Genomic DNA, 19,959 nt, shown 5'->3' with positions numbered 1-19,959 from the left:
ATTAGCCGATATATGCCTACCTGAGAAGCTCGTACGTGATGATGACAAGACAAATTGCAATCACCCAGAGCGCGATACGCCCCGAGCGCGTATGTCGAGCCTCTGCCTTGCCAATAGCTTGTGCCGTCTGATCATCAAACCGCAAACCATGTTCGGCCATCCTGTCGAGTTCCTTCGACAGCCTGTCAGCGCGCCCGACCAATTCGGGCACCTGGCGGGCCAGATGCAGGACTGCCTGAGCTCCTTCACGCGCATCGACGAGAATGCCTTGCGGCCCGAGATTGCGGCGAATCCAGCTCCCGACCACCGGTTCCGAAGCCTTCCACATGTTGAAATGCGGATCCAGCGTGCGCGATACCCCTTCGACCACGACCATGGTCTTCTGCAGCATGACAAGTTCAGGCCGCGTTTCCATGTCGAAGAGTTCCGTGACCTCGAAAAGCAGTGTGAGCAGCTTTGCCATGGAGATGGTTTCGGCCGGTTGGCCATGGATCGGTTCGCCGATAGCGCGAATGGCCTGCGCAAAGCTCGCGACATCGTGCCGGTGCGGCACATAACCCGCCTCGAAATGCACTTCTGCAACGCGGACATAATCGCGCGTTATGAAGCCATAGAGGATTTCGGCGAGGAAACGGCGCTCCTTCTTGCCAAGCCGGCCGGTGATGCCGAAATCCACCGCAACAATATGGCCCTCGTCGTCGACGAACAGATTGCCGGGATGCATGTCTGCGTGGAAGAAGCCATCGCGCAATGTATGGCGCAGGAATGACTGAATCAGAGTTTCCGCGAGCTTGATGAGGTTGTGCCCGGCGGCACGCAGGCCCTCGATGTCCGACATTTTGACGCCGTCGATCCACTCGAGGGTCAGGACATCGCGTCCTGTACGCTCCCAATCGACAGTCGGAACACGAAAGCCCGGATCATCCTTGGTGTTCTCGCCGATCTCCGAGAGCGCGGCGGCCTCAAGGCGCAAATCCATCTCAATACGGGTCGTCTGCGCCAGCGTCCGCGTAACTTCAATCGGGCGCAGACGGCGGGTGGCAGGTACATACCGCTCCTGCCATCTTGCCACCAAAAAGAAGCTCTCGAGGTCGTTGTTGAAACGCTGGCGCACACCCGGGCGCACGACCTTGACCGCAACCTTCTTGATGTCGCCATTGCTTGCAACGAAGGCCGGGTGCACCTGCGCAATCGATGCGGCGGCAATTGGTTCGTCAAGACTTACAAAAAGGTCGGAGACGGAGCGTCCGAGCGAACCCTCGATAGCCTTGATCGAAGCGTCCATAGGGAAAAAATCGAGCTGATCCTGCAGGAGTGCCAGATCGTCGGCCACTTCGGTCCCGACCACATCGGGCCGCGTTGCGAGGAACTGCCCGAGCTTGACGTAGGATGGTCCAAGCTTGTTGATGGCGCGCGACATGCGCTCGGAGCGCTGTGCCGTCATGGCGCGGCGGCGGGCCAAAAGGCCGGCCACCCGGTGCCCAAAGGCGGGGAGACCACTCAGACCTTCGGCTGGCAAAGCGGATATGACGCCTTCACGCGTCATGATCCATCCGGCCCGCATCAGGCGAAATATTGCTGCAGGACTACTCATGCTGCGATCACAGCTTCCAGCCGGAATGCAGCGCGGCAATACCACCGGTGAAATTGCGCCAGCTAACCCGTTCGAACCCGGCCTTGCGGATCATCTCCGCAAAATCGGACTGGCGCGGAAACTTGCGAATAGACTCCACCAGATATTGATAGCTGTCAGCATCGCCCGTCACGGCCTTGCCGATCTTTGGAATGGCATTGAACGACCACGCGTCATAAATCTTGTCGAGAACCGGCAATTCGACCTCGGAGAATTCGAGGCAGAGAAAGCGTCCGCCGGGCTTAAGCACGCGAAAAGCCTCTGCAAGCGCCCTGTCGATGTGCGGCACGTTGCGGATACCGAAAGCGATCGTATAAGCGTCGAAACGCGCATCCTCGAAGGGAAGTTCTTCGGCATTGGCCTCTACAAACTCGGTATTGTCCGCAAGCCCCAGCTTTTCCGCGCGATCGCGGCCGACGCCAAGCATCGAACCATTGATATCGAGGACTGTCGCATGGGCATTGCGGTTTGACGCCTCAACGATACGAAAGGCAACGTCGCCGGTGCCGCCAGCCACATCAAGCACTTTCCAGCCGGCCGTTTTTGAGGGGGCGAGCCAGGCAATCATCGAATCCTTCCAGACACGGTGCAGGCCACCGGACATCAAATCATTCATCACGTCATAGCGTTTGGCGACGCGATGGAAGACGTCATTGACGCGTGTCTGCTTTTCCCCATCGCTGACATCCTGAAACCCGAAGGACGTTTCCATGCCGCCATGGGCACCGGTGCGTTGCTGGCTCATCGTACTACCTGCTCATCTCTGTTGCGGCAAACCATAGAAGATTGAAACGCATAAGGCTATTGTCTCTTGCGCGGTGAAGCGCCGCGTTGATTTGTTTTATCGGGGGTTGACCGGGATGGTTCTGAAAGCCGAACTGCATTGCCATATCGAAGGCGCCGCCTCACCTCGTCTGGTCGAACGGAAAGCCACCAAATATGGTGCCGACGTTTCTGCATTCATCCAGGATGGTAAATTCGTCTGGCACGATTTCACCTCATTCTTGCATGCATTCGATCAGGCTTCGATGCTTTTCCGCACTGCGGAGGATTATGCGGATCTCGCGGAAGACTATCTTCTGTCGTTGAGTCGGCAAGACGCCATCTATTCCGAGTTTTTCATATCGACGGATCACGCCATTAGCGCTGGGCTCGACCCGCGCGCCTATATCGACGGGCTGGCGGAGGGGATGCGGCGGGCCAAGGCTGCGACTGGTATCGAATCCCGGATGATTGCGACAGGCCTGCGCCATAAGGGACCGGAAGCCGTCACGGCAGCGGCACACTATATCGCCGCTAATCCGCATCCCCTCGTCACCGGTTTCGGCATGGCAGGCGATGAGCGCATGCATCAGCCTGGCGATTTTGCGGCTGCATTCGATATTGCGCGCGGTGCGGGACTCGGCATCACTGTTCATGCGGGCGAGCTTGCTGGGTGGGAAAGCGTGGCTAACGCGCTATACGCTCTGAAGCCCGCGCGCATTGGCCATGGTGTTCGAGCGATCGAAAATTCCGATCTGGTTCAACGGCTCGCCGATGAGCAGGTCGTTCTGGAATGCTGTCCCGGCTCGAACATCTCGCTGGGCGTCTACCCGGATTTTCCATCGCATCCTTTTGCCGCGCTGGCCGAGGCCGGTGTCCCCATAACGCTCAATGCCGACGATCCGCCCTATTTCCATACGGATCTTGCCCGGGAATATGAGATCGCAGCCACATATTTCGGCTATGACGACGTGAAGCTCACGGAAGTTACCGCGACGGCGCTGAAGGCCGCTTTTGTCGATAAAGACACCCGAACTGCACTGTTGGAGCGGCTCTACCCGGACAAAACTGTGCGCGTTTCGGCTGAGGTCTTTGCAGGATCAGTCTCAAGCAGCTAAGAACCCGTCTTGAAACTCTACTGCGGCGGTTATCTGACGTGGTTTTCTGCGCTTCCGGTGCTCACGTACTTAATGTACGCTGTACTCCGGTTCTCGAAGACCACTCCATCTGACTCGTCGCAGCGACTTTCAAAACAGGCTCCAAAGTCTGCAGAATTTCTAGTAAGAGGGGTTTCCAATGGGCGTGACGATTGTTTCCCACCCGCTTGTCCAGCACAAGCTTACCATAATGCGCGACAAGGATACCTCTACCGCGGGCTTCCGGCGACTGCTCAAGGAAATATCGCTGCTCCTTTGCTATGAGGTGACGCGTGACCTGCAATTGACCAATATCCGCATCGAGACTCCTTTGACGGAAATGGATTCCCCGGTGATCGAGGGCAAGAAACTGGTCTTCGCCTCGATTCTCCGCGCGGGCAATGGCCTGCTCGAAGGTATGCTCGACCTTGTTCCCGCTGCACGGGTCGCCCATATCGGGCTTTATCGCGATCATGAAACGCTGCTGCCGGTCGAATATTATTTCAAGGCACCCGAAGATATCGTTAATCGGCTAATCATCGTGGTCGACCCGATGCTTGCAACAGCCAACTCGGCTATCGCCGCCATCCAGAAGTTGAAGGATCGCGGAGCCAGCAATATCCGTTTCCTCTGTCTTCTCGCGGCGCCGGAAGGCATCGAGCGCTTTACCAATGCGCATCCGGATGTGCAGGTTTTCACCGCTGCAATCGACAGTCATTTGAACGAGAAGGGCTATATAGTTCCCGGCCTCGGTGATGCCGGTGACCGCATGTACGGGACGAAGTAGTCAGCCACCTACTCGGCGAAGCACAGGGTTGACTGTGCGGGGCTTGCGCTCAGAAAATCCATAGGCGGCCTGGATTACCCTTACCGCTGCTGCAGCGTCCGCGTCGGTTCGCGCGTGGACCAAGGCAATCGGTTCTCCCTCTTCCATTCTTGCCCCGATTGGCTGTAGCGCCGTGATGCCGACCGCATGATCGATGGGATCTTGCGGACGAATGCGCCCACCGCCGAGTGTAACGACAGCTACCCCGACAGCGCGCGTATCAACGTCCGCGACATAACCCGCTTGCGCGGCTTTGACTTCGCGCGTGATGGGCGCAACGGCCAGGTGGTGGCGCGTCCGGGAGATGAAATCCGTTGGCCCGCCGAGGCCTGCGACCATCCGGCCGAAAATCTCCGCTGCCTTGCCACTGCTTAAAGCTTCGCTTGCCTTGTCGGTTGCGGCTTTATGATTTGGGGCAAGCTTGGCCGAAACCAGCATCTCTGCGGCAAGCGCCAAAGTCACCGCTTCGAGCCGCGTATCACGCCGGTCTCCGGTAAGGAAATCGACAGCATTTCTGACCTCGACCGCATTGCCGGCGGCAAGTGCCAGAGGTTCGTTCATATCCGTGAGAACGGCCGTCGTTGTCAGCCCAGCTCCAGCCGCGACCGCCACAATGCTTTCAGCCAACGACACGGCGTCACGGTTTCTGGTCATGAAGGCGCCATTGCCCGATTTCACATCCAGAACCAGCGCATTGAGGCCAGCAGAAAGTTTCTTGGACAGGATTGAAGCGGTGATAAGCGGGATCGATTCGACGGTCGCCGTCACATCGCGGATCGAATAGAACCGCTTGTCGGCGGGTGCGAGATTGGCGGTCTGGCCGATAATTGCGCAGCCCACCTCGTGGACGACCTTGCGAAACAAAGCGTTGTCGGGCTGGCTGCGATAGCCGGGGATCGAGTCCATCTTGTCGAGCGTACCGCCGGTATGACCCAGCCCACGTCCCGAGATCATCGGCACGTAAGCACCGCAGGCGGCTACGATGGGTGCGAGTATCAGCGAAACATTGTCCCCCACGCCGCCAGTCGAATGCTTGTCGACGGCGGGTCCGGGCAAGTCCGACCAGTCAAGAATATCGCCGGAATCGCGCATGGCCAAGGTGAGTGCCACGGCTTCATCGCGTTTCATGCCATTGAAAAATATGGCCATGGCGAAGGCTGCAACCTGTCCCTCGGTGATCGACCCTGAACTCATCGCATTGATGAAAGCCGTGATATCGGCAGCGTCCAGCGTATGACCGTCGCGCTTTCGCCGGATAATTTCTTGCGGCAACAACATTGCTCAGCCTATCTCCCGGATCAGTACGCGGATGATCTTTTGAAGACGGGCGCCGCCCTTCGGCGCAACATCCTTGGTTTCCTCATGCGAAAGTTCCGCGCCAGTCATGCCCGCCCCATAATTCGTGACGACCGAGCAAGCGGCAACACGCAGTCCTAAGAATCGCGCAAGAATGACTTCCGGAACAGTGGACATGCCGACCGCGTCCGCGCCCATAGTGCGTGCCATGCGAATTTCCGCCGGTGTTTCGAAGGACGGACCTGAAAACCACATGTAAACGCCCTGTTCCAGCTTTTCGTTGACCTCGCCAGCAGCAAGGAGAAACGCGTCTTTCAGTTGTCTGTCATAGGCTGTCGTCATGCCGACGAAACGCTGGTCGGACGGTTCTCCGATGAGGGGATTGAGGCCGGAGAAATTGATATGGTCGTCGATGAGCATCAGACTACCCGGCGCAAGATCGTGGCGGACCGAGCCGGCCGCATTTGTGAGGATCAGCATCTCGACGCCAAGATCGGCCAACGCAGCGATAACCGGCCGCATGACCGAAGCATTTCCCTGTTCGTAATAATGAGCACGACCCGCCAGCATCAGAACCGGCTTGCCCGAGAGGTACCCGGCAACGATCTCCCCCGCGTGGCCGGAAACGCCGCTATGCGGGAAGCCGGGCAGGTCGGCATAAGGAATGCGAACCGCATTTTCCACTGCATCGACCAACGAGCCGAGACCGGAGCCGAGGACAAGCGCAACACGCGGCGCCAAACCGTTAAACCGCTGAATAAGCGCGCTGGTCGCGGGCGCGATCATGTGGCGCCCTTGCCCAAAACGTCCGCCTCGAAGCCGTAAGGGAAAATATCCTTCATGGTCAGCGTTTCAACGATGCCTTCATTGTCACAAAGGTGCAGCCGGGCATCTGGCCCAGCGAATTCCGCCAAGCGCTGGCGGCAGCCTCCGCAAGGCGTGCATTTCGCCTTCTTTTCTGCGACTACTGCGATATCCGTGATCGAACCGCCGCCACCCATGACGAAGTGCCCCAGCGCCGTCGTTTCGGCACACCAGCCTTCAGGATAGGAGATGACCTCGATATTGCAGCCGGAGTAGATGCGTCCGTCGCTGGTACGAATGGCCGCTCCAACCGGAAATTGCGAATAGGGCGAATGCGTCTTCTGCATGGCAGCGAACGCCGCATCGAACAGGTCTTTCATTATCTCTCTTTCACATAAGCGACACCGCCGGCCTTTGGCGGGATCGCCTTGCCGATGAAACCGGCAAGAAGCACAACGGTCAATATATAGGGCAGAGCCTGCATGAATTGCACAGGCACCTCACCGATAATTGGCAGCGGATGCCCCTGCATGCGTATTCCCACCGCGTCGAGAAAACCGAACAGGAGGCACGCGAACATGGCCTGAACCGGACGCCATTTGGCGAAAATCAACGCCGCGAGCGCGATGTAGCCCTTGCCGGCAGTCATGTCCTTGACGAAACCGGCCCCTTGCGCCGTCGCCAGATAGGCGCCGGCGATACCGCAAAGCACGCCGCAGCAGATCACAGCGCGGTAGCGCAGCCATGGCACCGAAATGCCGGCCGTATCCACAGCTGCCGGATTTTCGCCAACTGCACGCAGGCGCAAGCCAAAGCGCGTGCGATAGAGCACCCACCACGTAAACGGCACAAGCAAGAACGCGAGATAAACCAAGATAGAGTGGCCGGAGATCAGTTCGTAGTAGAGCGGGCCGACGACCGGTACACCGCGCATGGCTTCTGCACCCGGAAGATTGATCGGATTGAAGCGCGCAGCATTCGGCAAGGACGGCGTGCGCCCACCCTGGCTGAACCATGCCTGACCGAGGATGACGGTCGTGCCGGCGGCGATAAAATTGATCGCAACACCAGAGACAATCTGATTGCCGCGGTGGGTGATGGACGCGAAACCATGCACGAGCCCGAGCGCGACCGATACCAGAACTGCCGCGAGCAAAGCAAGGTAAGCAGAACCAGACCAGGTCGCGACTGCGCCGGCGGCAAAGGCACCGGCCAGCATCTTGCCCTCAAGGCCAATGTCGAAAATGCCGGCCCGCTCAGAATAGAGTCCGGCAAGACAGGCAAGCAGGAGAGGCGCCGAAAGCCTGATCGTCGAATCGAAAAGCTGCAGGATCGTTGTGAAAGAATCCATCACTGATTTCCTCCAGCAATGACCGCTGCGGCAGTTCGATTTTTTGCACGTCCAAGGCGATAGAATATTCGTTGCAGCGAGGGCCGGAACATATGTTCGAGGGCGCCCGCAAAGAGGATAACCAGGCCTTGGATAATGACGATCATATCCCGCGATATGTTGGGCATATCGAAAGCGATTTCCGCGCCGCCCTGATAGAGCATGCCGAAGAGAATCGCCGCGAGGACGATTCCGGCCGGATGCGACCTGCCCATCAATGCGACGGCAATACCGACAAAGCCTGCACCAGCGACGAAATCCAGCTGCATGCGATGTTGCGCGCCCATGATCGGATTGAGCGCCATCATCCCTGCCAGCGCCCCCGAAATCATCATCGTGATGATGATGATCCGCAGCTCGCTGATACCGGCATAGCGAGCCGCTTTCGGGCTAAAACCCATAGTACGAATCTCATAGCCGAGCTTGGTGCGCCAGATCAGCACCCAGACCAGAAAGGCCGCCACCAGCGCCAGCAGGAAACTGACGTTCAAGGGAGCCGAACGCATGGAGAGCCCGACAAGGTTGAGCAGCCAGCCAAGACCCGGCAACTGTCCGCCCTCTGCAAAGACACGCGTCTCGGGTGCCTGGCTGCCCGCAGGCTTCAGCACCCCTACCAACAAGTAGACCATGATGCTTGCAGCGATGAAATTGAACATGATCGTCGTGATAACGACGTGCGAGCCGCGCTTGGCCTGAAGCCATGCGGGGATAAGCGCCCACAACGCTCCGACCAGCGCCGAGGCGAGTATCGCCAAAGGGAAGGTCAGCCACCAGGGCAAAAAATTGCCGAGCCAGAGCCCGACCAGCGAAACGCCGAGACCGCCAATATAGGCTTGGCCCTCCCCGCCGATATTGAACAGTCCGCAATGGAAAGCGACGGCCACACAAAGACCTGTGAAGATGAAGTTCGTCGCATAATAAAGCGTGTAGCCAACACCGTCACCCGAACCGAATGCGCCTTTGACCATCAAGACAGCCGCATCGATCGGACTTTCGCCGACCAGAAGTACCACGAGACCAGCAACCAGAAACGCGACGATCAGATTGATCAGCGGAAGAAGGCCGTAGTCCGCCCAGGCAGGCAGTTTGGCAAAAGGTTGGCTCATGGCAATGTCTCGATAATTTCGTCGGACGTGGTGATACGGGCGTACTCGCCTCCCAGTACGGACAGTGCCAGCGCGTGTACGTCCTCAGCCGTCCACAGCTTGCCGCGGTGATCCTTCCTGTCGATGCTTGCGACAGCATCTTCAGGGATACTCACCTCAAAGCCGAGATTGGCTGCCATACGTACGGTCGCATCGACCGAATTTTCCAGAAGAACGCCCGTGACGACAAGGCTGTGAACCTGCAGTTCATCCAGAACATCCATCAGATCCGTACCGATAAAGGCATTGTTGGTCCGCTTGTCGACGACCGGTTCGCCGACTTGCGGGGCGACCTCCGATTTGAATTCATTGCCCTCTGTGCCGGGTCTGTAGGGCGACGCCGGATCAGTGGAATCGTGGCGGATATGAATGACTGGCAGTCGCCGCTCACGCCAGGCGGCAAGTAGTTTGGAGATCATGGCCTCGGTGTCCGGCTGGCCGCGCCTTCCCCACTTCGGATCATCGATGGCATTTTGCACATCGACGACGATAAGCGCCTGCGTCGTCATTCCGCGGCCTCCTTGTGTTCGACACCGGCCATCAGCAAGCCAAGCTCGCCCTCGTCAGCGTCGGAGTCACGTTCACCGACGATGCGACCGGCAAACATCACCAGGATACGATCGGACAGCGAGCGAATCTCGTCGAGCTCAACCGAAACGAGCAGGACGGCCTTGCCGGCGTCGCGCATCTCGATGATCCGCTTGTGGATGAATTCGATCGCGCCGACATCCACGCCGCGTGTCGGCTGGCCGATGATCAGAACCCCCGGATCGCGTTCCATTTCGCGCGCGAGCACGATCTTCTGCTGGTTGCCGCCGGAGAAATTGGCCGTCTTCAACCGGGGATCACTTGGTCGGATATCGTATTTCTCGATCTTCTTGCGCGCATCCGCCTTTATCGCCTCCAGATCAAGAAATGGCCCGTTCAAATAGAGCGGATCGTCTTGATAGCCGAGGATCGAGTTTTCATATTCTTCGAAGGCCAGAACCAGCCCCATGTGGTGGCGGTCTTCCGGCACATGGGCGAGGCCCCGGTCGCGCAGTTCTCCAGGATCGGCAGCGCCGGTTATATCGATGATCTGCCCATCGAGCAGTACACGGCCCGAAACTGCGGCGCGGATACCGGCGATGGTTTCGATGAGCTGCGACTGGCCATTGCCGGCAACACCTGCAATCCCGACAATTTCGCCTGCACGCACGTCAAACGATGCGTCATCGACCATCACCACACCGCGACTGTCACGCACCGTCAGGTTTTCGACAGAGAGCTTGACACCGCCTGGCTTAGCCTCGCCCTTTTGCACCCTTAGAAGCACGCGGCGGCCGACCATCAGTTCAGCCAATTCTTCGACGGTAGTTTCCTCGGTCTTGCGCGTTGCAACGACCGCACCCTGTCGCATGACCGAAACATTGTCCGTCACGGCCATGATTTCGCGCAGCTTGTGCGTGATGAGCACGATCGTCTTGCCCTGACTTTTCAACTGCTCGAGAATACGGAAAAGGTGATCTGCCTCCGGCGGTGTCAAAACGCCGGTCGGCTCATCAAGCACGAGGATTTCAGCGCCACGATACAGCGCTTTCAGGATCTCCACGCGCTGCTGCAGCCCTACCGGCAGCTCCTCGATCAGCGCATCGGGGTCGACATCGAGCTGGTATTCCCGTTCAAGCCGCTTCAGCTCGGCGCGCGCCTTGGAGATGCCGTTCTTGAGCAGCGGCGCACCCTCGACACCGAGCATGACATTTTCAAGCACTGTGAACTTTTCAACCAGCATGAAATGCTGATGCACCATGCCGATGCCGAGCGCGATGGCAGCATTGGGATCTGCGATCCTGGTCGCTTGTCCATTGATGCGTATCTCGCCACTGTCAGCTTGATAAAATCCGTAGAGGATCGACATCAGGGTGGATTTGCCCGCGCCGTTCTCACCAATAATGCCATGGATCGTGCCCTTTTCGACACGCATATGAATATCGCGGTTGGCATGGACGGCACCAAAGCGCTTATCGATTCCAACTAGTTCGATCGCCGGTTCGGCCATATCCCCATCCGCTGTTGTTCAGCTTTTCGTCTTTTCGAGGTTTCGACCCTAACACGGGATTTTTTTCTTTCCAGTCAAGAAACACAAGAATAGACAAGCTATTGAAGATGGAGACGAGCAATGACAGCCGACGACCCGGAGCGTTTGACCCGCCTCGAAATTCTTGTGACGGAGCATGAGAAAACCGTCGAGGAGCTTTCCAGCCAGATCGCGGAGCAATGGAAAGTGATCGAGGCCATGCGCCGCAAGCTCGACGCACTGACGGATCGATTTCTGGTTCTAGAGGAGCAGACGGCGCCCGATGTTCCCGTGACCAAACCGCCGCACTACTGACTACGGCTTGGCCTTCAGTGCTTCGACCATAAGTTTGATGCCCAACGCTCCCATCACCATACCCGCGCCGCGATCGATCCACTGTTTCAGCCGGATATAGACTGACCGCGCGCGAGAACCTGAAAAAGCAAAGGCAACGACCGCGTACCAGCCGGCTTCGACGCAAAACAGCATCGGCGGCAACGCTAACAGGAGCCATAGCGGCGGCGAAGGTGGCATGAGAGCGGCAAAGATGCTGGCATAGACGATCGACGTCTTGGGGTTGCTAAGCTGTGTGATCAGCCCGAGGAAAAACGCGCGGGAAACGGATATGGCCTTCGCGGTTTCGCCAGCGCCTGAGGTCGTCGTCAGTGGTTCGGACGCTCCGCGCCAGATGCGGATACCGATGTAGATCAGGTAGGCTCCGCCAAGCAGCTTGAGAATAAGATAGAGCCACTCGAACTGCATCAACAATGCCGTGAGACCAAGGACGGCGAGCGCCGCAAATATGGCGCCGCCCAGACCCATGCCCAAAGCCGAAGCGAGACCATGCGTTCGCGACGATGCGATGGCAACGCGTGAGACAAGCACGAAGCTTGGACCGGGACTCATCGCGCCAATAAAAATCGTGGCGAGGATGCTGAAAAGAACGGCAACTGCTGTCATGGGGCATTCTCCTTTCATGCAATCTTCGAGCAAAAACCGCCGATCATATGACCGGCGGTTCAATGACTAGCAAAGCCTATTTGTACGGGCAGGCATTGTCCGAGAAATAGCTGTGAACCTTGACCTTGCCGGAAATGATATCCGCCTTGGCAGCTTCGACAGCCGTCTTGACATCGTCAGTCATCAGTTTGGCGTTGTTCTCGTCGACCGCATAGTCGACGCCGCCTTCCTTGACACCGAGGACATTGACGCCGGCTGTGAACTTGCCATCCGCAGCGTCTTTGAAGGCGTTATAGGTCGCAACATCGACCCGCTTGAGCATCGAGGTCAAAACCTTGCCCGGATGCAGGCCGTTCTGATTGGAATCGACGCCGATTGCCAATTTGTCAGCGTCGGCAGCCGTTTGCAGAACGCCGATGCCCGTGCCGCCCGCAGCCGCGAAGATCACGTCCGAACCCTGATCGATCTGTGACTTGGCGATTTCGCCGCCCTTGGCCGGATCATTCCATGCCGCAGGCGTATCCCCGGTCATGTTCTGGATAACCTTGGCGTCGGGGTTGGTGGCCTTGACGCCGCCAACATAGCCGCAACCGAAATTGCGGATGAGCGGGACGTCCATACCGCCGATGAAGCTGACAGTTCCGGTTTTCGACGATTTTGCCGCGATCACGCCAACAAGATAGGATCCCTCATTGTCATTGAACACAACGGAGCGCACGTTCGGCTTGTCGACTTCCGCATCGATAATGACAAATTTGGTATCAGGAAACTCTGCAGCGACCTTTTCGATCGCAGCAGCGGCGGAGAAACCCGCGATAACGATAGGGGAATTGCCATCCGATGCGAATTTGCGCAAAGCCTGTTCGCGCTGCGCCTCGTTCTGGATTTCGAACTCGCGATATTTGACGCCGGAGTCGGCCGTATATTTTTCGGCACCATTGAACGCAGCTTCGTTGAAGGATTTGTCGAATTTTCCGCCAAGATCGTAAATGACGGCCGGCTTGTCATCCGCAGCAAAGGCCGAGACGGACATTGCTGTGGCAGCCAGGAGACCAAGAACAATACGCTTCATTTGATACCAACCCTCTGGATTTTGTTGAGCAGGTCCAACTTCTGTCGAACCTTAAAATCGTTGCGGATGGTCACTCCCAGCCGCCCCGGAAGCAATCTTGCATGCCAAGAGGCAAAATTCACGCGGAATTTTGCCTCTTGGTCAAAGATCCTCCAAAAATACAGTCAAGTCAGTCTGTTAGATCGTTCTCGCACCTAGCGGGGACGTGAAATACGGGCTACCGGCATCGGATGCTCAACGGGCGGCGAAACGACCGGCCCTGTTCTCGCGTTTATAACCCATTGCATAGAACAGAAATGCGAGCAGCGCGAAAATAACGAAGGTTGGCGCCTCGAGTATCCAAAGCATCAAAGGGTCCCACAGGATAGGATAAATGTGGGTTTTGATGCTTGTTTCGGCCAGGGCGAGCGAGGAGGCGGAAATAGACTGCCAGCTTTCCTGCAGCGATGTCATGGTCAATTGCGATGCCCCGACGGAACGTGCGGCATCGAGAACAGCGGCAATGATAGCCAGGCTCAAAGCGATATAGGCGAGAAGCCTGAACATAAATCGGATCACAATGGTCTCCAAAAATACGGTAACACAACCGGGTCTCTGACTGATGGAATAACATGGTAGCGCCGGATCAAGGCCACATGAATTCACTTTTACCGGCATTTTGACGGGATACGATGAATTATTCGAGAAAATTCCCAGCAATTTCAGCGGGAAATCCGGCAAATCCACACAAAGCATGATTATGTTGAAATAGGTGTTGATCAAGTGCCTGTTCTGACTATAGTGCGCGCCGCACGGGGTCGCTGTCGGCTAACCATCGACGGGTGTCGCGTGCCTATCCAGATCTGAGTGACCGATGGTTGACGGTGCTCTTGAAGCCGGTTTTTCCGGCTGCAGTAAAACAACCCGACCGGCCAGATGCCGGCCGTATTGCGGAGAGGTGGCCGAGTGGTTGAAGGCGCACGCCTGGAAAGTGTGTTTACGTCAAAAGCGTAACGCGGGTTCGAATCCCGCTCTCTCCGCCAGCTACTTTTTTACCCATAAACGTAATGATTTCAATGCTTTTGGTGAGCGGTCCAATGTCCAAGCAACGTCTTCTTATGACTACGACTGCCTTGTTCTTCTTTTCTCTCAGCCTTGTCGCCTGCACCGCCAATGGCAACAATGCCAATGGCGGTGGTTCTGTGGATCGCTGCAATCCAATTGCTGCACAGACACTCGTTGGACGGTCGGGCGTAATGGAAAGCGAGGCAAAGTCAGTCACGGGAGCAGTTACGGTACGCCGAATATCGCCTGGAGATATGGTTACGCAAGATTTCCAGAAGAACCGGCTGACAATGGAAGTTGACGGTCATGGTATCGTTGTGCGAGCCGTCTGCGGCTAGTCGAATCCGACTGGTGCCTAAGAATCCACAATCGCCGATCTGCTGCTAGAACGTCTAACTTATATATTTGAAAGTCGACTTTGCGCCAAAAGCGCGCAACAGCATTCGTGAACTCCAGATTGGCATTTGCCGGTTACTTCGATGATATGGACCATCCGCCATCGACCAGCAAATTTAGTCCCGTGATGAGGGAGGCTGCCGGGGACGCTAGAAATACGACGGCACCCACAACATCATTCGTTTCGCCGATCCGGCCCATGGGAATATGTGCGAGTGTTCTGTTATAAAAGTCTTTATCAGCCAGTGCGGGCCTTGTTCCGTCGGTCCATACGAATGTCGGCGCGACAGTGTTGACTGTGATACCGTGCTGCGCCCACTCACCTGCGAGACAACGCATCAGGTGATTTATGGCGGCCTTGCTCATACAATAGATTGCCTCGCCGCGAAGCGTCACCGTACCAGCCTGGGAGCTTATGCTGATGATGCGGCCTGCCTTTTGTGCGATCATCTGCCGGCCAACGGTTTGGGTCATCAGGAACGTGCCCTTGATGTTCACCTGGAGAATCTCATCCACATCTGCCTCAGCAACACGCTCTGCAAGATCACCGGGTGCTACGCCGACATTGTTCACCAGAACATCAATCCGTCCGAAGCTCTCGATCGCCTTGGCGATGGACGTCTCTATCTGATCTCGTTGTGAAATATCCAGCTGGACGGGAAGGACTTTCCGTCCCATACCTTCTATCTCCTCGATCAGTTCCTTGGACGCAGCAACGTTACGCAGTCCAAGAACAATATCGGAGCCTGCGGCAGCGCACGCGAGGGCGCAAGCTCTGCCTATCCCGCGAGATGCGCCAGTCACCAAAGTCACTTTTCCTGCAAGGCCAAAATCCGGGGCATGTTTAAGCTGATTTGCCATGATACTCCTCCGGAGTGATAAATTCACATCCCACCAAGCGATAGGATAGCTGGCACGTCGAGTAAAGTTCCAGCTCTACTGCTGCAATCCCATCCGAAGCTCCGTCCTTATCTCCCGATCGACCGACTGCAGCCTTTTGAAGATGCTATAGCGTGTTTCGTGGACCCTCTTGAGTGTACCTTGAGCGGGCTCGAAGACCCTTGATATCCTTGACATGGTCGTCATCGCATTGGCCAAGTTCGCGCGATGACCAGAAGCCACCGCGGCCAGCATGGCCGAGCCGAGCAAAACAGGCTCAGGGTTGTCAATCACCGCCACCTGGACACCTGTAGCGTCGGCCAACAGCTGCCGCACAAGGTCGCTCTGCGCCGCGCCGCCGCTTGCCATGATAAGGTCGATCGGAATTCCATCTTCGCCCAATTTGACCAGAAGCTGTTTGAGCCCGTAGCAGATTCCGCAGAGCCCTGCGATGTACAAAGCGACGAGGTCGGGTATTCCCGCATCAAGGCTTAAACCAGCTATGACTGCGCGTGCATCCGGATCGGCGTTTGGCGATCTGTTTCCCAGAAATTCCGGAACGACGTGAATCCGATGTGCCAGAGCCATAACATCCTCTGGGTTGCTGCACATTTTGGACACCTCTGCCTCAAGCCAACCGACTAGCGATGTCCCGGCCGCTTCGGCAAGCTCGGCGGCCGATGCCGACGCTGGGTGCATTGCCACGAGGTGGTCGATCGCAGCACCGGCGGCCGATTGTCCGCCTTCGTTGAGCCATAGATCCGGGATCATGGCGGAAAAGTATGGCCCCCATACGCCATTTACAAAAACTGGCTTTTGACTGGACGCCATGGAACAAGCCGAGGTGCCGAATACGTAGGCAAGCCGGCGACCGATGTCCGAGGTCACCCCTTCTCCCGCCGCTCCCAAAGTCCCGAGGCCGCCGGCATGCGCATCGATCAGAGATGCGGCGACCGCGGTCCCCGGATGCAATCCCAACTCCGCAGCGGCCGATTCATTCAAACCGGAACCCAGCGGGGTACCCGGCTGCGCGATCTCGGTCCCAATTCTGGCGAAACGCTCCGCAACCAGTTCCTCCAAACCGATCTTGTTGAAATAGTCCGAGTCCCAGCGATTTTCGTGGGCAAGATAGGTCCACTTACACGTGACGGTGCAGGTGGAGCGCGTCAACGAGCCGGTTGCCCGCCATGTCAGATAATCGGCGAGGTCGAAAAAATGCCCGGCGGCAGCAAAAGAGTTCGGAAGATTGCGCTTCAACCACAAAAGTTTCGGCGTCTCCATTTCAGGTGAGATGCGACCACCTACGTACCTCAGGACTTCGTGCCCGCCGGCATTGATCTCTTCTGCTTCGCCAGCGGCGCGGTGGTCCATCCAAACAACGATGTTTCTCTTCGGATCGCCTGAACTTCCAACCGCAACCGGGGAGCCATCGGCTGCGACCGCGACGAGCGAACATGTGGCGTCGAATCCCAGACCCCGAATGTCCGCCGTATCGACGCCGGAACCCGCCACTGCCTCCCTCACGCTTGTGGACACTGCACTCCAGATATCTTCACTCGATTGCTCGACGACGTCCCCTGCCTCTTGCCAGATGTTGATCGGACGCTTCGCCACGGCAAGCAGATTGCCGTCCTCGTCAAAGACCCCCGCGCGAGCGCTGCCCGTCCCTACGTCGACGCCGATGAAGTGGGCGGCCATCTTCACAAGTCCGAACTGAAGGGCAGAATGACCATATCGCGGATGGTAACGTTGCGCGGTCTGGACAACATGAACAATACTGCCTCCGCCACTTCGCTTGCTTCCATCAGCCCTCCCGCCGCGATCGCGTCGTCGAGCTTCTCCTTTGGCCAGTCGCTAATCAAAGCGGTTATTACCGGGCCTGGCGCTACCGCACCTACCCGGATGCCGTGCTTTACCACCTGGCGTCGAACCGTATGGACGAATGCTTGCACCGCATATTTTGATGCTGTGTAGATCGGTTCCCCTACCACCGGAACCAGACCGGCGATGGAGCTGGTCATGATGATATCGCCAGTTTTGCGCTCAACCATATGAGGCAGCACGGCTTGGACCGATCGGAATGCAGCGTTGATGTTGAGGTTGAGCATTCGGTCCCAGACATCCGGGTCTCCATCCACAACTTCCCCGCCCACGTAAGAGCCGGCATTGGCGTGGAAGATATCGAGACGCCCGAACTTCTCCAGGATACGTGGAAGCATTGTCGAAACTTCGGCCGGCTTTGTCAGGTCGACGACCACGGGATGGGCTTGTGGCCCCAAGTCGGAACATAATTTGTTCAAGGCGTCCTCTGCCCTGTCAACGAGGGCGACACTGACCCCTTCGCGCAGTAGATATTTGGCACATTCGAGGCCGATTCCAGAGGCTGCCCCGGTAATGGCTGCGACCTTTCCTGACAGTTCCTGTTTCATGGCAAACCTTACTTGTTAGAACGTTGCATCAAGCGCGACCGTGGGAAACTCTCGACCGGCGCGCCAAAGAGTCGACGATGACGGCGATTGCAAGGACACCGCCCGTGATCATGTACCGAAGGGAAGATGACAGATCGAGAAGCGTCAGGCCGTTGGCGATCGACTGGATCACGATGATGCCGAGCAGCGCTGAGTAAGCATTGCCCCGTCCGCCGAACAGGCTCGTTCCACCGATGACAGCCGCTGCTATCGCATTGAGATTGACGTCGCCGGTACCGGCTTGCTGGCTTGCAGACGCCAGGCGGGACGCTGAAAGCACGCCGCCGAGTGCCGCCAACATCGAACAGAGCACGAAGGCGCTGGCGTAGATGCGCCGGACGTTGATGCCGGCACGGCGAGCGGCCTCGCGGTTTCCGCCTACCGCTGTCATTGACCGGCCCCACTGGGTGCGCGTCAACGCATAATTCATCAACATCACCAATCCCACGAAAAGACCGAACATCCAGGGAATACCACGATCCTGGTTCAGGTAGAGGACGATGATCTCCAGCACCAATGTTGTGGCAACGGCACGAAGGACAATGCTTCCCAAAGACGGCGCGGAGAGATTGGCTTCGCGGCGGCGAGAAATCGTGCGAATGCCCGTCGCGAGCATCACCACGCCGGGGACCACAGCGAGGACATGGGCCAAAAGGCGGGGCATCACCAACATCTGCCCGAAATTGACCATAGCCGACCCGTACGGCAGGTTGATCGAGCCGGTGGAGCCGAGGATATAAAGCTGCATCCCCAGGACCGCCAGCAAACCGGAAAGCGTCGCGACGAAGCTTGGCATACCCAGGCGATTGTACAAAAGCGCATAAAGCGACCCGATGAGACCCCCGACGGCAACGGCGGCCAGGATGGCCAGGGCAACTGGCCAACCTTGGTTGACCCATAGTGTGCCAACGATGGCCGAGGCAAAGCCACTGATCGATCCTACGGACAGATCGATCTCACCTACCATAAGCACGCACACGATACCGAGTGCGATGACGCCGACTGTCGAGCAGTCGAACAACAGGTTGACAAGATTGTTGCTCGACAGAAATATCGGATTGAGGCTGGCAAATACTGTCCATATCAATACCAGGCCGACCACGACGGGAAGCGAACCGAGGTCGCCCGACCGCACGCGATCGATGAAGCCGCGGACGGCGCCGCCAATACCCGCTTCGTGCTTCAGGCGCTCGTCGCTGCGATCCAACATAACGGCTGGGAGCGCATTGTCGTTGACGTTGCCCGTCATAGCTGTCCCCCTTCAGAAAGCTGTTGCTCGGCGTGACGCCGCTCTTCCCTTCGCGTGACAGAGTTGTCGACTGCGCCGGTGATTGCACCAACCAGTTCTTGGTTCGTCGCATCAGGATAGAACACACCATTGTTGCGGCCGAGCCTCAGGACGACGATCCGGTCGGCAACGGCACGGACGTCTTCCATGTTGTGGCTGATCATGATGACGCCGAGTCCGCGATCCCGTACTCTTTCGATCAGGTTCAGTACTTCGGCGGTCTGCGCTACGCCCAGGGCAGCGGTTGGCTCGTCAAGGAGAATAAGTTTCGGTTCGAGTAGTAGCGACCTGGCGATTGCAACGGTTTGGCGCTGGCCCCCGGAGAGCGACGCGATTGGAATGCGGACGCTCGGGATTCGCGCGGAAAGTTCGTTCAGCAGGGTCCAGGACCTGACTTCCATCGCCGTTTCGTCAAGCTGCATCGGTTTGAGCTCGCGTCCCAGAAAAATGTTGGCGACGACGTCCAGGTTCTCGCATAGCGCCAGGTCCTGGAACACCGTGGCGATGCCGAGGTTAAGCGCGGCGCTCGGGTCAGTCATCGTGACGGGCTGGCCACGGAAGGTGATCGTTCCAGCTGTCGGTTGATGCACGCCCGCGAGCGTCTTCACCAAGGTTGATTTCCCGGCTCCGTTGTCGCCGACGAGGGCAACGACCTCGCCCGCATGGACATCGAGATCAATGTCGGTGAGCGCCGAAACAGCGCCAAAACTCTTGGAGATGCCCCGTAGGCTAAGCACCATTTCGCCCGCAGGCGTTTTTCGATCGACGGTTTCGGTCATTCGCGGCAGGCCTTTCCGATAGGGC

Annotated in this window: 21 protein-coding genes and 1 tRNA gene; 5 read left to right on the top strand and 17 right to left on the bottom strand. The window is 57.6% G+C overall.

Going from position 1 to position 19,959, the window contains the following annotated elements; translation table 11 throughout:
* Nucleotides 1–16 precede the first annotated feature (16 nt).
* Both ubiB and ubiE read right to left on the bottom strand, forming a co-directional pair.
* Nucleotides 17–1,594, bottom strand: coding sequence for a 2-polyprenylphenol 6-hydroxylase (gene ubiB / locus PHA01_RS11115; RefSeq protein ID WP_271895382.1), 1,578 nt, complete (start codon nt 1,592–1,594; stop codon nt 17–19).
* Between the two features lie 7 nt (nt 1,595–1,601).
* Nucleotides 1,602–2,378, bottom strand: coding sequence for a bifunctional demethylmenaquinone methyltransferase/2-methoxy-6-polyprenyl-1,4-benzoquinol methylase UbiE (gene ubiE / locus PHA01_RS11110; RefSeq protein ID WP_271895380.1), 777 nt, complete (start codon nt 2,376–2,378; stop codon nt 1,602–1,604).
* A gap of 115 nt (nt 2,379–2,493) precedes the next feature.
* On the opposite strand from ubiE, the gene PHA01_RS11105 reads away from it, so the two are divergent.
* Entirely contained in the window at nt 2,494–3,513 is a 1,020-nt protein-coding gene (locus PHA01_RS11105) for an adenosine deaminase (protein WP_271895378.1), read from the top strand.
* A gap of 178 nt (nt 3,514–3,691) precedes the next feature.
* Nucleotides 3,692–4,318, top strand: a complete 627-nt coding sequence (gene upp, locus PHA01_RS11100; protein ID WP_112525651.1) for a uracil phosphoribosyltransferase — start codon at nt 3,692–3,694, stop codon at nt 4,316–4,318.
* Here the strand turns inward: upp and deoA are convergent, their stop codons facing one another.
* From deoA to PHA01_RS11065, 7 genes are read right to left on the bottom strand one after another with little or no spacing between them, the layout of a single operon-like run.
* Complete coding sequence (gene deoA, locus PHA01_RS11095; RefSeq protein ID WP_271895921.1) at nt 4,319–5,632, bottom strand: thymidine phosphorylase; 1,314 nt, start codon at nt 5,630–5,632, stop codon at nt 4,319–4,321.
* Between the two features lie 6 nt (nt 5,633–5,638).
* The gene (locus PHA01_RS11090; RefSeq protein WP_271895375.1) at nt 5,639–6,439 is read right to left on the bottom strand and encodes a purine-nucleoside phosphorylase; all 801 of its coding nucleotides are present in this window, start codon (nt 6,437–6,439) and stop codon (nt 5,639–5,641) included.
* A complete protein-coding gene (locus PHA01_RS11085; RefSeq protein WP_271895918.1) occupies nt 6,436–6,840 on the bottom strand; it encodes a cytidine deaminase in 405 nt (134 codons plus the stop codon). Before PHA01_RS11085 ends, PHA01_RS11090 begins: the two co-directional genes overlap by 4 nt.
* Nucleotides 6,837–7,808, bottom strand: a complete 972-nt coding sequence (locus tag PHA01_RS11080; RefSeq protein ID WP_271895373.1) for an ABC transporter permease — start codon at nt 7,806–7,808, stop codon at nt 6,837–6,839. The genes PHA01_RS11085 and PHA01_RS11080 overlap by 4 nt, the downstream gene beginning before the upstream one ends.
* Complete coding sequence (locus PHA01_RS11075; RefSeq protein ID WP_271895371.1) at nt 7,808–8,953, bottom strand: ABC transporter permease; 1,146 nt, start codon at nt 8,951–8,953, stop codon at nt 7,808–7,810. The genes PHA01_RS11080 and PHA01_RS11075 overlap by 1 nt, the downstream gene beginning before the upstream one ends.
* Nucleotides 8,950–9,501: a cysteine hydrolase family protein gene (locus tag PHA01_RS11070; protein ID WP_271895368.1), complete on the bottom strand. Its 552-nt coding sequence runs from the start codon at nt 9,499–9,501 to the stop codon at nt 8,950–8,952. Before PHA01_RS11070 ends, PHA01_RS11075 begins: the two co-directional genes overlap by 4 nt.
* On the bottom strand, nt 9,498–11,030 hold the full coding sequence (locus tag PHA01_RS11065; protein WP_271895365.1) for an ABC transporter ATP-binding protein: 1,533 nt from the start codon (nt 11,028–11,030) through the stop codon (nt 9,498–9,500). Before PHA01_RS11065 ends, PHA01_RS11070 begins: the two co-directional genes overlap by 4 nt.
* A 120-nt stretch (nt 11,031–11,150) precedes the next feature.
* On the opposite strand from PHA01_RS11065, the gene PHA01_RS11060 reads away from it, so the two are divergent.
* Nucleotides 11,151–11,363 carry a SlyX family protein gene (locus tag PHA01_RS11060; protein ID WP_271895363.1) on the top strand — a complete coding sequence of 71 codons (213 nt, stop codon included), beginning with the start codon at nt 11,151–11,153 and terminating at the stop codon, nt 11,361–11,363.
* On the opposite strand, the gene PHA01_RS11055 is transcribed toward PHA01_RS11060, so the two are convergent.
* From PHA01_RS11055 to PHA01_RS11045, 3 genes are all read right to left on the bottom strand, one after another.
* Complete coding sequence (locus tag PHA01_RS11055; RefSeq protein ID WP_271895359.1) at nt 11,364–12,008, bottom strand: LysE family translocator; 645 nt, start codon at nt 12,006–12,008, stop codon at nt 11,364–11,366.
* Nucleotides 12,009–12,084: 76 nt separating this feature from the next.
* Nucleotides 12,085–13,080, bottom strand: coding sequence for a BMP family lipoprotein (locus tag PHA01_RS11050; protein ID WP_271895357.1), 996 nt, complete (start codon nt 13,078–13,080; stop codon nt 12,085–12,087).
* A gap of 234 nt (nt 13,081–13,314) precedes the next feature.
* The gene (locus PHA01_RS11045) at nt 13,315–13,638 is read right to left on the bottom strand and encodes a hypothetical protein (protein WP_271895355.1); all 324 of its coding nucleotides are present in this window, start codon (nt 13,636–13,638) and stop codon (nt 13,315–13,317) included.
* A gap of 373 nt (nt 13,639–14,011) precedes the next feature.
* Here PHA01_RS11045 and PHA01_RS11040 point away from each other — a divergent pair.
* Together PHA01_RS11040 and PHA01_RS11035 are read left to right on the top strand one after the other, a co-directional pair.
* Nucleotides 14,012–14,102: transfer RNA gene (locus tag PHA01_RS11040), tRNA-Ser, on the top strand.
* Nucleotides 14,103–14,156: 54 nt separating this feature from the next.
* Nucleotides 14,157–14,462, top strand: coding sequence for an I78 family peptidase inhibitor (locus PHA01_RS11035; protein WP_271895354.1), 306 nt, complete (start codon nt 14,157–14,159; stop codon nt 14,460–14,462).
* A 133-nt stretch (nt 14,463–14,595) separates the two neighbouring features.
* Here the strand turns inward: PHA01_RS11035 and PHA01_RS11030 are convergent, their stop codons facing one another.
* From PHA01_RS11030 to PHA01_RS11010, 5 genes are all read right to left on the bottom strand, one after another.
* Nucleotides 14,596–15,381, bottom strand: a complete 786-nt coding sequence (locus tag PHA01_RS11030) for an SDR family NAD(P)-dependent oxidoreductase (RefSeq protein ID WP_271895351.1) — start codon at nt 15,379–15,381, stop codon at nt 14,596–14,598.
* Between the two features lie 75 nt (nt 15,382–15,456).
* On the bottom strand, nt 15,457–17,097 hold the full coding sequence (locus PHA01_RS11025) for an FGGY-family carbohydrate kinase (protein ID WP_271895348.1): 1,641 nt from the start codon (nt 17,095–17,097) through the stop codon (nt 15,457–15,459).
* A 2-nt stretch (nt 17,098–17,099) separates the two neighbouring features.
* The gene (locus PHA01_RS11020; RefSeq protein ID WP_271895345.1) at nt 17,100–17,828 is read right to left on the bottom strand and encodes an SDR family oxidoreductase; all 729 of its coding nucleotides are present in this window, start codon (nt 17,826–17,828) and stop codon (nt 17,100–17,102) included.
* Between the two features lie 28 nt (nt 17,829–17,856).
* Nucleotides 17,857–19,116, bottom strand: coding sequence for a sugar ABC transporter permease (locus PHA01_RS11015; protein WP_271895341.1), 1,260 nt, complete (start codon nt 19,114–19,116; stop codon nt 17,857–17,859).
* The gene (locus tag PHA01_RS11010; RefSeq protein ID WP_271895339.1) at nt 19,113–19,934 is read right to left on the bottom strand and encodes an ATP-binding cassette domain-containing protein; all 822 of its coding nucleotides are present in this window, start codon (nt 19,932–19,934) and stop codon (nt 19,113–19,115) included. The genes PHA01_RS11015 and PHA01_RS11010 overlap by 4 nt, the downstream gene beginning before the upstream one ends.
* Between the last annotated feature and the right edge of the window lie 25 nt (nt 19,935–19,959).

The sequence above is a fragment of the Candidatus Phyllobacterium onerii genome (assembly GCF_028331445.1).
Taxonomy (GTDB): domain Bacteria; phylum Pseudomonadota; class Alphaproteobacteria; order Rhizobiales; family Rhizobiaceae; genus Phyllobacterium; species Phyllobacterium onerii.
Note: the sequence above shows the minus strand (reverse complement) of the source record. Positions and strands in the feature narration are given on the sequence as shown.

Coding starts and splice junctions, on each gene's coding strand:
- PHA01_RS11060 (WP_271895363.1), top strand. CDS start 11,151: ATGACAGCCGACGACCCGGAGCGTTTGACCCGCCTCGAAATTCTTGTG.
- PHA01_RS11070 (WP_271895368.1), bottom strand. CDS start 9,501: ATGACGACGCAGGCGCTTATCGTCGTCGATGTGCAAAATGCCATCGAT.
- PHA01_RS11015 (WP_271895341.1), bottom strand. CDS start 19,116: ATGACGGGCAACGTCAACGACAATGCGCTCCCAGCCGTTATGTTGGAT.
- PHA01_RS11090 (WP_271895375.1), bottom strand. CDS start 6,439: ATGATCGCGCCCGCGACCAGCGCGCTTATTCAGCGGTTTAACGGTTTG.
- PHA01_RS11080 (WP_271895373.1), bottom strand. CDS start 7,808: ATGGATTCTTTCACAACGATCCTGCAGCTTTTCGATTCGACGATCAGG.
- PHA01_RS11025 (WP_271895348.1), bottom strand. CDS start 17,097: ATGGCCGCCCACTTCATCGGCGTCGACGTAGGGACGGGCAGCGCTCGC.
- PHA01_RS11030 (WP_271895351.1), bottom strand. CDS start 15,381: ATGGCAAATCAGCTTAAACATGCCCCGGATTTTGGCCTTGCAGGAAAA.
- PHA01_RS11065 (WP_271895365.1), bottom strand. CDS start 11,030: ATGGCCGAACCGGCGATCGAACTAGTTGGAATCGATAAGCGCTTTGGT.
- PHA01_RS11020 (WP_271895345.1), bottom strand. CDS start 17,828: ATGAAACAGGAACTGTCAGGAAAGGTCGCAGCCATTACCGGGGCAGCC.
- PHA01_RS11035 (WP_271895354.1), top strand. CDS start 14,157: ATGTCCAAGCAACGTCTTCTTATGACTACGACTGCCTTGTTCTTCTTT.
- ubiB (WP_271895382.1), bottom strand. CDS start 1,594: ATGAGTAGTCCTGCAGCAATATTTCGCCTGATGCGGGCCGGATGGATC.
- ubiE (WP_271895380.1), bottom strand. CDS start 2,378: ATGAGCCAGCAACGCACCGGTGCCCATGGCGGCATGGAAACGTCCTTC.
- upp (WP_112525651.1), top strand. CDS start 3,692: ATGGGCGTGACGATTGTTTCCCACCCGCTTGTCCAGCACAAGCTTACC.
- PHA01_RS11055 (WP_271895359.1), bottom strand. CDS start 12,008: ATGACAGCAGTTGCCGTTCTTTTCAGCATCCTCGCCACGATTTTTATT.
- PHA01_RS11075 (WP_271895371.1), bottom strand. CDS start 8,953: ATGAGCCAACCTTTTGCCAAACTGCCTGCCTGGGCGGACTACGGCCTT.
- PHA01_RS11050 (WP_271895357.1), bottom strand. CDS start 13,080: ATGAAGCGTATTGTTCTTGGTCTCCTGGCTGCCACAGCAATGTCCGTC.
- PHA01_RS11105 (WP_271895378.1), top strand. CDS start 2,494: ATGGTTCTGAAAGCCGAACTGCATTGCCATATCGAAGGCGCCGCCTCA.
- PHA01_RS11010 (WP_271895339.1), bottom strand. CDS start 19,934: ATGACCGAAACCGTCGATCGAAAAACGCCTGCGGGCGAAATGGTGCTT.